This window comes from Haladaptatus marinus (assembly GCF_051194195.1).
In genome coordinates this window covers 229,246-243,952 of the sequence record NZ_JBLZNK010000001.1, presented here as the reverse complement: position 1 = coordinate 243,952, position 14,707 = coordinate 229,246, and the positions used below count along the sequence as shown (strand labels likewise).

The window sequence follows — 14,707 nt, the reverse complement described above, 5'->3', positions numbered from 1 at the left end:
ATCACCATCGACGACGGTAATCGAGTCGTAGTCGCGCGGAACTGTGATTCCAGCGTTGATACGTGTTCCCGTCCGGAATACATGTCCTCAGCGACGATGGTTGGGAATAATTATTTTCTGTGCAGCGGGTTTTTGCCTACTCGTCGCTTCCAACGCCGATGACTTGCACGAGTGAGTAGACCGGGACGCCGTTCAGTTCTTCGATACCCTGTTTGTCTGCGAGGACGATGCAGGCGACGGGGTCGCCGCCGCGGTCTTGGATGGCCTCGATGGTTTCGGTCATCGTCGTCCCGCTGGTGATGGTGTCGTCGACGACGTAGCACTCGCGATCGCGTATCTGCGCGAAGTTGCGCGAGAAGCTGCCGCCATACTCGTCGATATCGCCCTCCTCCCACTGGTGTTTGCGGGGGGCGTACGTGCCGAGGTCGGTGTCGAGTTCGCGCGCGACCACGGTCGCGAGTGGCGCGCCAGCCTTCTCGATGCCGATCGTCAAATCCACTTCTTCACCATGTTTCGACAGCAGGTCAGCCATCGCCGCACCGATGTGGGTGAGTCGGGCGCTGTCGCGGCCGATGGCGCTCCAATCGACGTGGATATCCTGCGTACCGCCTTTCGGTTCGGGGGTCGGGGCACTCCCGCTGCGCTCGACGAGCCAACTGGCCGTCTCGCGCGACACGTTCAGTTCGTCCGCGATTTCGCCCTTCGAGAGGCCACGTTCTGCGAGTTCTGCCGCACTCTCTATCAAATCGTCTACGTTCTTCATTGGGTGTGGAATTTAACGGCCGTCTTTATTGTCGTTTCGTCGTCCGCAAAGGCTGACTCTACATTCGACACGTCGTAAACGCCTGTCACGAGGTCGTCCAGCAGCCAGTCGGGCACGTCCGCAAGGGTCTCAACCGCGGATTCGAAATGCCGGTAGTTGGAGTTGACGCTGCCGACGAGCGCCTTGTTGTTCATCACGAGGTCTCGGTGAAGTGCGCCGCCGTCGATTTCGAACGACCACGACTCCGGCACACCAAGCAGCGCAGCAACCCCGTTCGGAGCGAGTGCTTCGATGGACTCGAAGGCGTGTTTTGCGTAGCCTGTCGCCTCGTAGATGAAATCCATCGGTTCGTATGCCGCAGGAATCTCAGAGACGGACGTTTCACGCGAGTCGATGTACGTCGCGCCCAGCGCCTCGATGATGTCGATAGTCGGGTCAGGCCTGTCGCGTCGTCCGAGACAGTAGATACGGTCGAACTCCGATTCGATCATTGACACCGTGAGAAGGCCGAGACTGCCGTTACCGAGGACAAGCGCGCTTTCCGGTCGCCAGTCGAAGGCCGACCGTGAGGCGCGAGCGTGTTCGATTGCCTTTTCCGAGATGCTGATGGGTTCGACGAGAAATCCCCACTCTGCCAGTCCGTCGGGAATCGGAACGAGGTTCTCGGCAGGGCTGGTGAAGTACTCGCTCATGAACCCGTGATCGCCCGAAATCCCGCGCTCCGTGGTTTCGTCCGGCGGGGCCATGTCGGGTTCGCCGTGCTCGAAGTATTCCGTCGGGCCGTCGGGGAGTGGTCTGCGAACCGTCGGAACGACCACGTCCCCTACCTCGAACGCGGTTCCGTTAGGGTCTTCCACGACGCCGACTGCCTCGTGCCCGAGTACGAGGTGGTCGGCGTCGGCGGGGAACCCGCCGTGGTGTCCGGCGAGGATTTCGTGGTCGGTGCCATCGACTCCGACCCGGAGGGTTCGTACCAGCGCTTCACCCGGGCCGGGTTTCGGACGCGGTTTCTCGATGAGTTCGGGGCCGGTTGCCCCACGTCGAAGTGCGACTGCGTGCATATCTCTCCCTTGGTCACGCTGATTCAAAAAGATTTATTCTTTACCGAGTAAATTTGTGTGATGGGAGTGACCGCTGCGGAGCAGTACGCTCACGTCGAACTCCGAACACCTGTCCGATTCGTCGTGGCGGCCACCCGCTTTTTGCCGTTACGCGCCTTCGCACGAGCCGTCACGTTCGTTCGAATCATTCACCGAACGGCCCCGTCATTGCCACAACACCTGTCCTTCTTCAGATTGTGGGGCATGTATGCGCGCCGCACGACTTCACGAATACACCGACGAGATGGGCGATGCACTCTCGATTGAAGATGTAGACCGGCCCGAAGTAACCGACGACAACCACGTCATCGTGGAAGTCGAGGGGGCTGGCTGGTGTCAAACCGACAATCATGTTATCGAAGGCATGTGGGAAGAACAGATGAACCAGTCGCTGCCAATGACACTCGGTCACGAAAACGCCGGAACCGTGGCCGAAGTTGGTTCGGACGTGACACTCGTTTCGGAAGGTGACGCCGTCGTCTGCCACCCTGCCAGAACCTGTGGCCTCTGTCGCGCCTGCCGACTCGGGCAGGACATGCACTGTGAAAACCTGGTCTTCCCCGGCCTTTCCACCGACGGCGGGTTCGCGGACTATCTACTAACCAGCGAACGCGCTGTGATTCTGCTTCCCGACGGCGTCGACCCGGCGGAAATCGCGCCGCACGCGGACGCCGGAATCACGGCCTACCACGCGGTGAAGAAGGCAGTCCGCGAACTGAACCCCGGCGAACACGCCGTCGTCGTCGGTGTCGGTGGGTTGGGCCACATCGGCCTCCAGGCACTCCGCACCATGAGCGCCGCGAAGATAACCGCCGTCGAGGTGAAAGACGAGGCACTTGACCTCGCAACCGATGTAGGTGCAGACCACACCGTCAACTCCCGTGACGAGGACGTGGCGGAGGAAGTAGACGCGATTACCGACGGAGCGGGAGTTCACCAAATACTCGATTTCGTGGGAAATGACGAAACCCTCGCTTATGCACCCGCCCTGCTCGCCGGGGGTGGCGAGCACCACGTCGTCGGCTACGGCGGCCATATTCACGAACCAGCCCAAGCACTCGTGAACGGGGATTTCGACTATCGAGGGACTCTCGTTGGGAATTACACGGAACTAGAGGAACTCATGGCGCTCGTGGCACGGGGCGACGTAGAGTTACGAACCACCCGATACGATTTGAGTGATATCAACGACGTGGCCGAGAAACTGGAACACGGCGAAATCGAAGGTCGAGCGGTCATCACACCGTAAGCGAGGTTCGTTCGGCGCACGCCACATCGCGTGAGCAACCAGCCGAAACGCTGGCGGAGAGGAGAGACTGCGGTGGCAGATGCTGTTGCGGTAGATGGGTCGGTAACAGCCAGCGACACCAAAACAGAAAACCAACCAACGAGACTACGAAACAGTTCTCGAACGGTTACTCCCAAAGGTGGTACAAATCGTCCCGCAGTGGATTCGAAACGCGCTCGCCATCTAAGAGGAGTTCGCCATCGCTACCCTGACCGACCTCGGTAACCCGACCGATTTCGTCGGCCGAAATTCCCGAGTTGCGAAGGTCGGTGAGAACCTCCGCAACAGCATCGCCCGGCACTGCCGCGAGGAGTGCCCCCGACCCAAAAATCCGCAGCGGATCGACACCCATTACGTCACAAAATTCCCGAGTAATCTCCCGAACCGGTACGTCCTCGCGTGATACTTCCAGACTCACATCCGAGGCTTCGGCCATCTCAAGCAGTCCGGTGACCACCCCACCCTCGGTTGGGTCGTGCATGGACGTGGCGTACTCGCGGAGAATTCGGGCGTCCTCGACCACGCTGATCTCCTCGAAAAAGGATTCTCCCTGTTCGGCGTTGGAACCGACCTCGTCGCGGAAATCCGTGGCAAGGATGGCCGTTCCTTCGATTCCGGCCCCCTTGGTCAGAACGAGTCGGTCTCCGGGTTGCGCCCCGCCGGTGGGAACGAACTCGTCAGTGAGGCCCATGCAGGTCATCGTCACCATCGGACGCGAGAGGTCGGGCGCGTATTCCGAATGCCCGCCGACGATGGTGACACCCAACTCGCGGGCCGAGTCGTCTATCTGTTGGGTCACCACATCCAGCGTTTCGGGGTCGTCGTCGGGGAGGAAGACGACGTTCGTCAACCAGCGCGGTTCGGCCCCGGAGGCAGCCACGTCGTTGCAGGCGACGTTGACGGCCAGCGTTCCGAGTCGCTCACTGGCCAGCGAGAGTGGGTCGGAGCTGACAACGAGCGACTGGTCGCCGACCCGAATTGCCGCGGCGTCCTCGCCGTACCCCGGCCCGACCTGCACGTCGTCGTCTCGCGCACCCGGCGGCGCGCCACGACCAGCGCGAGGTCTTCGGGGTCGAGTTTACCTATCATTGCCCGGAAATTCTCGAGGCATGCCAATGTGCGTTTCGCCACCGGAATCGGGGTGACTGCTTGCGGAGACGTAGAACCGTTCGACCGAGCGTCGGGATAGTTCTTTTGTGGATGCTCACGTACTGTGGTTGGGGGTACCATGGCAAACAGAATGCAGAGCGGACCGATTCTGATACTGGGGGAAGACGCACAGCGAACCAGCGGGCGGGACGCCCGTGAGATGAACGTCACCGCGGCGAAGGCGGTCGCGGAGGCGGTACGAACCACGCTTGGCCCGCGCGGGATGGACAAGATGCTCGTCGATTCGATGGGTGACGTAGTCATCACGAACGACGGTGTCACCATTCTGAAGGAAATGGAAATCGAGCATCCGGCAGCAACGATGGTCGTCGAAGTCGCCGAGACGCAGGAAGACGAAACGGGCGACGGAACCACTACGGCGGTCATTCTCGCTGGCGAACTATTGAAACGCGCGGAAGACTTGCTGGAGCAAGGCGTTCATCCGACCGTCGTCGCACGAGGGTATCGAATGGCCAGCGAGGAGGCACATCGCGTCCTCGAATCGAAGTCGTACCCGGTCGAAGAGGCCGAATTACTGACCGAAATCGCGCAAACCGCGATGACCGGAAAGGGAGCGGAGGCCGCAAAGGGAGCGCTTTCAGAACTCGTGGTAACGGCAGTACGGGCAGTCAAGGACGAGGAGGACATCGACCTGTCGAACGTTGCCGTCGAAACCGTCGTCGGAGGCGGAATTTCCGACTCCGAACTCGTGGAGGGCGTCGTCGTGGACAAAGAGCGCGTCGACGACAACATGCCGTGGCACGTCGAAGACGCGAAAATCGCGCTCATCGACACGCCGATCGAGGTGCGCGAGACGGAGACAGACACCTCGGTGAGCGTCACCGATCCCGACCAACTGACGACGTTCATCGAACGGGAGGAGGCGCAGATTCGCGAAATGGTTGACAGAATCGCCGACAGTGGCGCGAACGTCGTCTTCTGTCAGAAGGGAATCGACGACATGGCGCAACATCTACTCGCACAGGAGGGCTTCCTCGCCGTCCGCCGAACGAAGGCGAGCGACATGAAACATCTCGCGCGCGCCGCGGGGGGCCGCGTCGTCTCCAGTTTGGACGATATCGACCCGGCAGACCTCGGCGAGGCGGGAACCGTCAGCGAACGCGACGTGGCGGGCGACACCATGATTTTCGTGGAGGATTGTGAGAACCCGAAAAGCGTCACTTTGCTCCTGCGGGGTGGAACCGAACACGTTGTCGAAGAAGTCGAACGCGCAGTGGAGGACAGCCTCGGCGTGGTTCGCGTTATCCTGCTCGACGGGCAACTCCTTCCGGGCGGCGGTGCACCCGAGACGGAACTCGCCCTCGCCATCCGCGACTACGCGGATAGCGTCGGTGGCCGGGAACAACTCGCCGTCGAGGCCTTCGCCGACGCGATGGAGGCCATTCCGCGCACCCTCGCCGAGAACGCCGGTATCGGGCCGATCGACGCGCTAACCGACCTCCGGAGCAAGCACGACGCCGGAGAGGAAGACGTTGGACTCGACGCGGAAACCGGCGAAATGGCGGATATGTTCGATGCGGGCGTGGTCGAACCGCTCCGCGTGAAAACCCAAGCCATCGAGAGCGCGACGGATGCTGCCGAACTCCTCCTTCGAATCGACGACGTGATTTCGGCAGGTAACCTCGGCAAGAGCGAAGGCCAGGAGGAACCGGAAATGGGCGACATGGGTGGCATGGGCGGTATGGGAGGGATGGGTGGCGCGATATAGCTCAAAATATTTGTTGGAAGGATATGATTTTTCGGCATGAAACGCCGTTCCCTCCTCACCGTGACTGCAGTGACGCTCTCCGGCGGCTGTCTCGCCTCCCTCGGTGACGTGAGCGGTGGTTCTCAGTACATCGTAAACCGCGAATTCACGGAGTATCAACCGGAAAGTGACGGGTTCGAGCGCGCGCCCGGCCCGACCGACAAACCGACCGTTTCGTTCGAGTCGGAATCGAAGCAGGTCGTCGTTCGCGGCGCGCTCTTCGTCGGGTCGAGTCAGTGCCATCGAGCCGACCTGAAGGACGTATCCTACGACGCAACGTCGAAAACGCTCACCGTTCGGGTCGGCAGCGGCGACACGTCCAACTCCGGGAACAGTTGTACTGCCGACGAGAGCGCTGACGCGTACCGATTGGTGGTCACTATGAAGGAGCGGTTACCCGAGACGTTTCGCGTCGAGCAGATCGATGACCCATCAGCGAAATCGACGACCGTCGAGCGGGCCCGATAATACGACCGCCGAACGATTACGGCATTCGTGACCGTTGAGCGGTCACGACCATTTTAGTTCGCTCGAAAGAGCGATCGTGGCGACTTGGTTATCGTGGTGTTTCAGTTCCCCACTTGTCGAGTGCAGTTTTTAGTTCGGGGTGGTCTTCGGCGTACTCCTCGATTGGGGTTCCCGCGACCGAGGCATCGACTGCCTGCCGGAGCGCCGCCGCACCTGCTCGGGTGCCGTCGGGGTGGCCGTGGACGCCGCCACCCGCCTGAATGGCGATGTTCGACCCTTCGCGCCTGATAAGTTCGGGGACGAGCCCGGGGTGAAGGCCGCCGGAAGCGACGGGGAGCACGTCGTTCATGCCGTAGAGGTCGGAGTAGAGCCACTCGTTGATGCCCTCCGTGTCCTCGTTTGCGAGTTTGCCGAGGTCTGCGGTTCCGGTGTGGAGTTGGTCAGCACCGCAGAGTCGGGTGATTTGCGCAATGACGCGCATCGAGACGCCGTGGTCTTCCAGGCGGTCGAAGGCGGCGTGCATGGCGCGGTGGGCGTGAATTGCGAGGCCGAGTTCTTCACAACGTTCGCGGACGGCCTGCACGGCAGCCCATCCGGTCGTCACCACGTCCACCATCACGTACTCACAGCCCTGTTCGACCACCATGTCCGCGCGTTCGAGCATGGTGTTCGCGTCCGCTGTGATGTTGATGAGGTAGCTCTTTTTCTCACCCGTCTCGTCCTGTGCGTCGTCTCGGTAGGAGAGACTCTCCGTGAGACGGTCTTGGAAAGGGTTGAACGCTTGGTCGGTCAAGTTCTCGTCGTCCTTGAGGAGGTCGAGACCGCCCATCCAGGCTTCGTAGCCGATTTTCGCGTGCTGGTCGGTGGAAAGGCCGACTTTCGGTTTCGGAACCGTCGCGGTAATCGGTCGGTCGCCCACGTCGAAAATTTCGTTTCGAACGCTGGTTCCGAACTGCGGACCGGGGAAGGAGGTCGTGAGCGCTTCGGGCCACTCGCAGTCGAGGAGGCGGATGCGGTCGACCGCTTTCATGCCCATGATGTTGCCCGCGATGCACGAGAGCACCTGCGCCATGTTGCCGTCCTCGAACAGTTCGTCGGGATAGGCGACCTGAATCGTATTGCCGTCGATGGCGAACGTCGTGGCGCTCAGGTCGGTGATACCACCTTCGACTTGCAGTTCCGCCCACGTTCCGTTGGAGCTCTCGCTGGCGACGCGCGACGCGGCGGCCTCCATGTCCATATCTTCGGCTGGGTCGATGTGGAAGGTGCAAACGAGATCGGAGTCGGCGGGGGTGTAGTCCAGGTTCAGGAAGTCTTCGTATGTGATTCCCGGCATAACCCGATACTTCATCGTCATCAGTTAAAAAACCGACCGCCGATTTCGGATGGAAGTCGTTCATGGCGAGCGAGAACAGCTAAGCATGTTCCCGTCGTCTCTCCTCCGCTTATGCTACCGGAGCGAGTGCTTGTGGCGGGGGCAACGGGACGACAAGGGGGCGCAGTCGCGCGACACCTCATGGAGCGCGGCGTCGAAGTCCACGCGCTGACGCGGGACGAGTACAGCGATTCCGCGCGCGAACTGGACGAGTTGGGCGCGAGAGTTGTCGAAGGGAATCTGCGCGACAAGGAATCGCTTCATGACGCAGTTCGGACGGGAGACGTGGACGCGGTCTATGGCGTGACGACGCCGGTGGAAGGGCCTGACGCTGAAATCGAGCAAGGGACGAACCTCGGCGAAGTCGCCGCGGAACACGGCGTCGAGCAGTTCGTCTTCAGTTCGGTGTGGAGCGCCGGCGAGGATACCGGCATTCCGTTTTTCGAGTCCAAACACACCATCGAGCGACGACTGGCAAACCTGGATTTGCCGCTCACCATCGTCCGCCCGGTCTCGTTCATGCAGAACGTGGAGACGATGCGCGACGACATCATGAACGAGACGCTTTCGATGCCGCTCGAACCCCGTGTCCCGCTCTACATGATAGACGTAAACGATATCGGCGCGTTCATCGCGGAGGCGTTTCACGACCGGAACCGGTACGTCGGAAAGACCTTCGACCTCGCCGGTGACGAACTCACGCTGTCGGCGATGGCGGTTCGGCTATCGGAGTGTATCGGCATCGACGTGATGACCGACCACGTCCCAACCGAAGCAGTAGAAGAGCGAGGAGGAAAAGCGTACGCCGACATGTTCCGGTGGTACAACCGAATCGAGGCACCGATCGACGTCGCCGCACTGCGGACGAACCACGACGTCGATTTCACGCTGTTCGAGGAGTACCTCCGCGAGCACGGTTGGGGAGAGTAACCGCCTTCGGTTACCAGAGTGTTCGTCCGGCTTCGTCCACGCGCCCGACCCACAACAGATGCGCGAAGGGAACGAATGCGAGGAAATCCCCATCCCCGTCGAACAGTCTGACGCCGACTTCCTCAATCTCGTACTCGTCGCACCGTATCTGCTCGCCGTCGGAAAGTTGTGCCTTGAACATCGCTGTCAAGACACGACGTTCGTCCAGTAAAAGCTACCCCCGGCAGAGTTTTGCTGGAGAACGTCGTGTCAGAGCTATGGTTCGAACGTACGGTTTCGAAGGGAAAGAACCGTCCATCCACGAGGACGCCCACGTCAGTCGGGAGACGACGCTCGTGGGTGACGTGCGAATCGACGCCGACGCGAGCATTTGGCCCGGAGTCGTCCTTCGGGGCGACGTTTCGCCGGTACGAATCGGTCGGGAATCACATATCGGGGACAACGCCGTCCTCCACGCCTCCATCGTCGGTGACCGCGTAATGGTCGGGCACGGCGCGGTGCTGAACGACGCGGAAGTCGCGGATGGCGCGCTCGTCGGCTTCAACGCGACGATAAACAGCGACGTACACGTCGGAGAGCGAAGTATCGTCGCGGCAGGAACCGTAACTCCGGAATCGTTCGAGATTCCGCCCGAGTCGTTCGTTCGCGGTGTACCAGCGCAGGTGACGCCGCTTTCCGAGACGGCTATCGACCCCAAGGAAACGTTCGAAGCGTACTCCTCCGGGGCGTACACCAACCTCGCAGAACGACACGGGTCGCTATTCGAATAGCGGTCGTCGAACGCGAACCCGACACGTCGTTATAAATAAACTTGCGAACGCAACCCACGAAGTGATTGGGCTTTCTACCGCAAATTCAGTCAATGAGTAACACGAATACGACCGCCTCGGATTCCTCGTTCGAATCCCCTCCAACGGCGACGAGTTTGTTCGAGAATCGGGAGTTCGTGCTCGTTTCGAATCGAGAGCCGTACACACACGAGCGCGACGACGGGTCGATAACCGTCGTTCGACCGGCAGGGGGCCTCACGTCGGCGCTCGACCCGATGATGGCGAGTACCGGCGGAACGTGGGTGGCGTGGGGAAGCGGTGGCGCGGACGATGAAGCATCCGACGAAAACGGCTGTGTCCGCGTCCCGCCGGAATCGCCGTCATACGAACTGAAACGCGTCAGCCTCACCGAGGAACAGGTGCGGAACTACTACTACGGATACAGCAACAAAGTTCTGTGGCCGTTGTGTCATTCCGACACGGCGAAGGTGACCTCGGACGCGCGTTTCTGGCGACAGTATCGAGAGACCAACCGTCAGTTTGCGGCCGCGGTACGGGAGCGAACCGACCCGTCGAATGCGGTCATCTGGTTTCAGGACTACCACTTCGCGCTCGCGCCGAGGTACATACGCGACCAGTCACCCGGCGCGTTCTGTATGCAGTTTTGGCACATTCCGTGGCCGTCGTGGGACGTGTTTCAGAGCTGTCCACAGTACGAGGAACTCCTCGACGGACTGCTGGCAAACGACCTCCTCGGGTTCCATCTCGACCAGTACTGCCAAAACTTCCTTGACTGCGTTTCCCACGCTCTCGATGCGGACGTCGACCGAAATCGCGGCCGTATCGACTACGACGGACGGACGGTTCGCGTCGCGGCGTTTCCGCTCGGCATCGATACCGCGGAGCGACGAACACTCGCCGAGGGGAAGGAGGCGGGCGAGCAGTGGGAATCGTTGCGTAAAACGTACCGAATCCCCGACGAAGGGCAACTCGCCCTCGGCGTGGATAGACTCGACTACACGAAAGGAATCGAACAACGACTCGCGGCACTCGAACACCTATGGGAGTGGTATCCCGACTGCCGAGAACGACTCACCTACGTGCAGAAAGCCACCGAGAGTCGTAGTCGAATCGACGAATACCAACACCTACAGGCGAACGTCGGAGCACGAGTCGAACGAATCAACGACCGGTTCGGAACGGAGACGTGGCAACCGGTCATCTCGATTAACGACCACCTTCCGCAGTCGGCGCTCGCCGCCTTGTACCGAGAGGCGGATATCTGTCTCGTGAGTTCGCTTCGGGACGGAATGAACCTCGTGGCGAAGGAGTTCGTCGCATCGCAGGTTGCTGACCCAGGCGTGTTGGTTCTCAGTGAACTCGTCGGTGCACACGAAGAACTCGGGGAGTCGGCGTTGACGGTTCACCCGAACGACACCGAAGCATTCGCTGCAACTGTCGACCAAGCACGGATGATGGAACCGGAAGAGCGGTCGAATCGAATGCGACGACTCCGAGAACAGGTCGAAACGAACGACATCGAACAGTGGAAACGGAACGTGCTTCGAGAGGCGAGCGACATTCTCCACGGGTGCTGAGAGGCCCGTCTACTCATTCGCCAGTTCGGCCCGTAAGTCGTCGGTCAGTTCCTGAAGCCCATCGCTGATTTCGACGGGATACGCCGCAGGATTCCGGAGCAAACGACAATTCGCGGGCAGGTTCCGTAGTCGTTCTCGCGCCCGGTCTGCAATCGCGTCGAGGCTTGGCGGGTCGTACACTCGATTGCCGTTTTCGAAGATCGTAATCAGTTGCTCGTCTCCTGCTACGCTCTCCAAACCGTCCTGACGCGCCACGTCTTCGCCCCGCAGTGCGAGCACGTCCTTCTCGTACTTTCCTCCGTCGTCGCTCCGCTCGACTCGGTACACGCTTTTCGCGCCGGGAAAGGTAACTTTGCCCGACGAGAGTTTCATGCTCGGTTGCAGTTCGCCGTCGCGTTCGATTTCGGTAAGCTTGTAGACGAAGTCGAGTGAGGGTACATCCTCGCTCGTCGTGAGTGCCGTCCCGGGACCGAAACCGGTCGCGACACCACCGTTTTCGAGGAAGTCGGCGATTTTGTACTCGTCCATGCCGGAAGAGACGAAGATGGGGGCGTTGCCGACGATTTCGGAAACGTCCTTCGAGAGCGCCACGAGGTCGCCCGAATCGAGGCGCACGCCGACTTCGGCGTCGTGTTCACGAGCGACATCCATCGCGATTCGCGCCCCTTCGATGGTATCGTAGGTATCGACCAGCAAAATCGTGTCGTCGCCGTACTGCTCGGTGAACGTGGAAAACGAATCACGCTCGTCCGCGAAACTCTGTACCCACGAGTGGGCCATCGTCCCGTAAACCGGGATGTCGAACGCTTCGCCTGCCGAGACGAGCGAGGTTCCGTCGAAGCCACCGATGACGGCGGCGCGGGCAGCTTTCATTCCGGCGTCGGTACCGTGGGCGCGTCGAGAGCCGAAATCAACGAGAGACTGGTCGTCGCCGAGGCGTTCGACCGCGTCGCGCATCCGGCCGGCCTTCGTCGCGACGAGGCTCTGAAAGCCGACTTGATTCAGCAGCAGCGTCTCGAACAGTTGTGCTTCAAAGAGGGGAGCAGTTACCTCGACAATCGGTTCGTTCGGAAAGACAGGGGTTCCCTCCGGCAATGCCCGAAGTTCGCCCGTGAACTCGAACTCGGCGAGTCGGGAGAGAAATTCGTCCTCGAACCCTCTGTCGTGGAGATACGAAATCGTCCGCTCCCCGAAGGACAGCGTTTCGATGTAGGATATCGCCTGCTCCAACCCCGCCGCAAGGACGTACCCTCTGTCCGGCGGCAGTTCGCGGAAGAAGAGGCTGAACGTCGTCCGTGGGTTGTGGTTCGCTCTGTGATACCCCTGCAACATCGTTAGTTCGTAGAGGTCGGTAAACAGCCCCAGATTGTCGGGCGTGACGTACCCGAAGTTCGGTTCCCCATCGTCGAACTCGCTCCCCACCATAGCCATCGGGACGACGGGGGTTCAGTAATAGCTGTGGGCAACCTTACCGATTCGTCGAATCCGGCGAGAGGCGTTTATTCGCTCGTGCCCTACTGATGGTGTGAATCTCGAATCCCTAAAACCGGATTTCCTTACGCCGAATTGGAAGTGCAACGCGTGCGGGAAAAAATATTGGCGCAACCGCCGAGAGTGCCGACGTTGTCAAAACACCGTTTTCGACCGCATCCGCTAATCACCGACCGCCAGTAAATTCGTCCGCAGTTGGCGGACGAACCTCTCCGTCTGCGTCCCGCCGTGCCTGTTCGTAGGCAATCGTCTTTTCCAGCGAGTAGCCACCCTCCGCAGTCGGCCCGCAGAACGCGTCGTGTGTCTGTCCGCAGGCGAGTTCGGTGGCCGTGTCGACGGGGAGATGCTCAGAGCGCTCTTCACCCTGTGGAACGTCGATTCGTGCCGTCTCCGGCAGATACCGCCAGACGAGGACGACGATGAGGACCATCGCACCCGCCGCAATCGTCGTCGTGCCGCCATATCCGACCGCGACGTAGGCACCACCAGCGAGCGCGCCGCCGATGCCGGAGCCGACCTGTCCGATGCCGACCGTGAGGCTCATCAGCGACCCGCGCTGGTCGCCGGAAACCAGTTCCGTCAGCATCGTCTGAAACGGTGTGGCCCGGGAGGCGAACAGGCCCATCACGACGAAAAAGAGCGCGTATACCGCGAGGACTCCAGCCGCAATCGCGACGAACGGCGTTGCGAACATGACGACCGCGATGCCGACCGAGGCGGCGACGATGACTCGCTTGCGACCGACGCGGTCGGAGAAGGTTCCGGCCTGCGGCCCCGCGAGGACGTTGGCGATGCCGCCGACGAAGAACATCGCACCGATCGCCGTGCCGCTCATGCCCAGGGTCGCTTCGAGCCACGTCGGGAGGTAGGTCGTGTACAGCGCGTTGCCCATGAACATCACGATGAACACGAGCGTCGCGGCGGCGATTTCCGGGCGACGGAGAAGTGTCGTGTAAGCACCGACTGCCGACCTGAAGGAAAGTGTTCCGTCCGCCAACTGGACATCGGGTTTCGGCATCATCGTCCAGACGAGAACGAAGGTGACGGCCATCAGCACCGCGAAGAGGAGGAACGGAACCCGAAATCCCAGTCGCTCCGCCAGAATCGCACCGAGCGGAATTCCGGCGATTTGTCCGGCGGCGAAGCCGCTGAACACCCAACCGTTCGCCCAGCCACGCTGTTCGCGCGGAAAGTAGTCGCCAACGTAGGCGACCGCCGCGCCGTTCAGGACGCCGCCAGCGATACCCGCCAGCCCTCGGACTGCGAGTAGAGAGGCAAAATCCCACGCCAATCCGTGGGCCGCGAGCGAAACCGTGAGGAGGGCAGTGCCGACGAGCAGAATCCGGCGACGACCGACGTGGTCGGAAATCGGCCCGACGACGAGCGAGAAGGCTCCGACGGCGACCGCGTACGAAGTGATGAGCGTCCCCAGCACGGCCTCGGGAGCCGACAGCTGTTCGGAGATCCGCGGGAGGATGGGCGCGATAATCAGGGCTTGGCTGGCGACGACGAACACCAACAGCCAGAGGACGAAGATGACGACGTAGTCGGTTCTTCGTTGGCTATCCATTGTGTTTGCTTCTGTTGGTTGATGGCTGATTTGGTGGCACTCGGCTTCCCCCTCTCGCAGAAAGAGACGGTCTGAACGAGCAAAAGAGCATCTACGGGTAGTGAAATGGAGTGTTAGAGACTCAAATGAAACTGTCATCGTAGGAAAATCCGACGACGAGTGTCTGATATTTATTCGGGCTGGAGTTTACAAGGTTTGTCCCGGGATGGTGGTGGCGGTCATGTGTTGTCGGCAGTACCTAGCGGCTCCGCATCAGTTCGGTTCGCTCACTGTTCGTCTAGCTGCGGGGTCGGTCTCACTGGAGTCTGTAAGAGTAAACGACAGCTCAGAAAGTTCGTCATTTTCGAACCGGCAACTCCGTCGTGACGAATCTCCAAAAACCGCACAAAACCATCCCGCATATCCCCACCCCTGAACTTTATCGCCCATGAAACGCC

12 protein-coding genes and 1 pseudogene are annotated in these 14,707 nt (G+C 60.8%); 6 read left to right on the top strand and 7 right to left on the bottom strand.

The window, feature by feature from the left end:
• Positions 1-136: 136 nt before the first annotated feature.
• Positions 137-763, bottom strand: a complete 627-nt coding sequence (gene gfcR / locus ACN2TU_RS01280) for a transcriptional regulator GfcR (protein ID WP_435152047.1) — start codon at positions 761-763, stop codon at positions 137-139.
• A complete protein-coding gene (locus ACN2TU_RS01275) occupies positions 760-1,824 on the bottom strand; it encodes a glucose 1-dehydrogenase (RefSeq protein ID WP_435152045.1) in 1,065 nt (354 codons plus the stop codon). Before ACN2TU_RS01275 ends, gfcR begins: the two co-directional genes overlap by 4 nt.
• Before the next feature lie 247 nt (positions 1,825-2,071).
• On the opposite strand from ACN2TU_RS01275, the gene ACN2TU_RS01270 reads away from it, so the two are divergent.
• Positions 2,072-3,112: an NAD(P)-dependent alcohol dehydrogenase gene (locus tag ACN2TU_RS01270; protein WP_435152042.1), complete on the top strand. Its 1,041-nt coding sequence runs from the start codon at positions 2,072-2,074 to the stop codon at positions 3,110-3,112.
• A 166-nt stretch (positions 3,113-3,278) separates the two neighbouring features.
• On the opposite strand, the pseudogene ACN2TU_RS01265 reads toward ACN2TU_RS01270, so the two are convergent.
• Positions 3,279-4,240, bottom strand: a pseudogene (locus ACN2TU_RS01265) (AIR synthase family protein).
• A gap of 151 nt (positions 4,241-4,391) precedes the next feature.
• Between ACN2TU_RS01265 and thsA the strand changes: the two are divergent.
• Positions 4,392-6,029 (top strand): thermosome subunit alpha, encoded by a 1,638-nt coding sequence (thsA, locus tag ACN2TU_RS01260; protein ID WP_435152436.1) that lies wholly within the window; start codon positions 4,392-4,394, stop codon positions 6,027-6,029.
• A 36-nt stretch (positions 6,030-6,065) separates the two neighbouring features.
• The gene (locus tag ACN2TU_RS01255; protein ID WP_435152038.1) at positions 6,066-6,536 is read left to right on the top strand and encodes a hypothetical protein; all 471 of its coding nucleotides are present in this window, start codon (positions 6,066-6,068) and stop codon (positions 6,534-6,536) included.
• 88 nt (positions 6,537-6,624) lie between these two features.
• Here the strand turns inward: ACN2TU_RS01255 and rbcL are convergent, their stop codons facing one another.
• Entirely contained in the window at positions 6,625-7,872 is a 1,248-nt protein-coding gene (rbcL, locus tag ACN2TU_RS01250) for a type III ribulose-bisphosphate carboxylase (protein ID WP_435152035.1), read from the bottom strand.
• A gap of 111 nt (positions 7,873-7,983) precedes the next feature.
• Here rbcL and ACN2TU_RS01245 point away from each other — a divergent pair, with 111 nt between their 5' ends.
• The gene (locus ACN2TU_RS01245; RefSeq protein WP_435152032.1) at positions 7,984-8,841 is read left to right on the top strand and encodes an NmrA/HSCARG family protein; all 858 of its coding nucleotides are present in this window, start codon (positions 7,984-7,986) and stop codon (positions 8,839-8,841) included.
• 10 nt (positions 8,842-8,851) lie between these two features.
• Here the strand turns inward: ACN2TU_RS01245 and ACN2TU_RS01240 are convergent, their stop codons facing one another.
• Positions 8,852-9,022 carry a hypothetical protein gene (locus ACN2TU_RS01240; protein ID WP_435152029.1) on the bottom strand — a complete coding sequence of 57 codons (171 nt, stop codon included), beginning with the start codon at positions 9,020-9,022 and terminating at the stop codon, positions 8,852-8,854.
• Positions 9,023-9,098: 76 nt separating this feature from the next.
• On the opposite strand from ACN2TU_RS01240, the gene ACN2TU_RS01235 reads away from it, so the two are divergent.
• A complete protein-coding gene (locus tag ACN2TU_RS01235) occupies positions 9,099-9,611 on the top strand; it encodes a gamma carbonic anhydrase family protein (RefSeq protein WP_435152027.1) in 513 nt (170 codons plus the stop codon).
• 92 nt (positions 9,612-9,703) lie between these two features.
• Positions 9,704-11,209 (top strand): alpha,alpha-trehalose-phosphate synthase (UDP-forming), encoded by a 1,506-nt coding sequence (locus ACN2TU_RS01230; protein WP_435152024.1) that lies wholly within the window; start codon positions 9,704-9,706, stop codon positions 11,207-11,209.
• Between the two features lie 9 nt (positions 11,210-11,218).
• On the opposite strand, the gene ACN2TU_RS01225 is transcribed toward ACN2TU_RS01230, so the two are convergent.
• Together ACN2TU_RS01225 and ACN2TU_RS01220 are read right to left on the bottom strand one after the other, a co-directional pair.
• A complete protein-coding gene (locus ACN2TU_RS01225; RefSeq protein ID WP_435152434.1) occupies positions 11,219-12,634 on the bottom strand; it encodes a nicotinate phosphoribosyltransferase in 1,416 nt (471 codons plus the stop codon).
• A gap of 232 nt (positions 12,635-12,866) precedes the next feature.
• Positions 12,867-14,270 carry an MFS transporter gene (locus tag ACN2TU_RS01220; RefSeq protein ID WP_435152021.1) on the bottom strand — a complete coding sequence of 468 codons (1,404 nt, stop codon included), beginning with the start codon at positions 14,268-14,270 and terminating at the stop codon, positions 12,867-12,869.
• Positions 14,271-14,707: the final 437 nt, after the last annotated feature.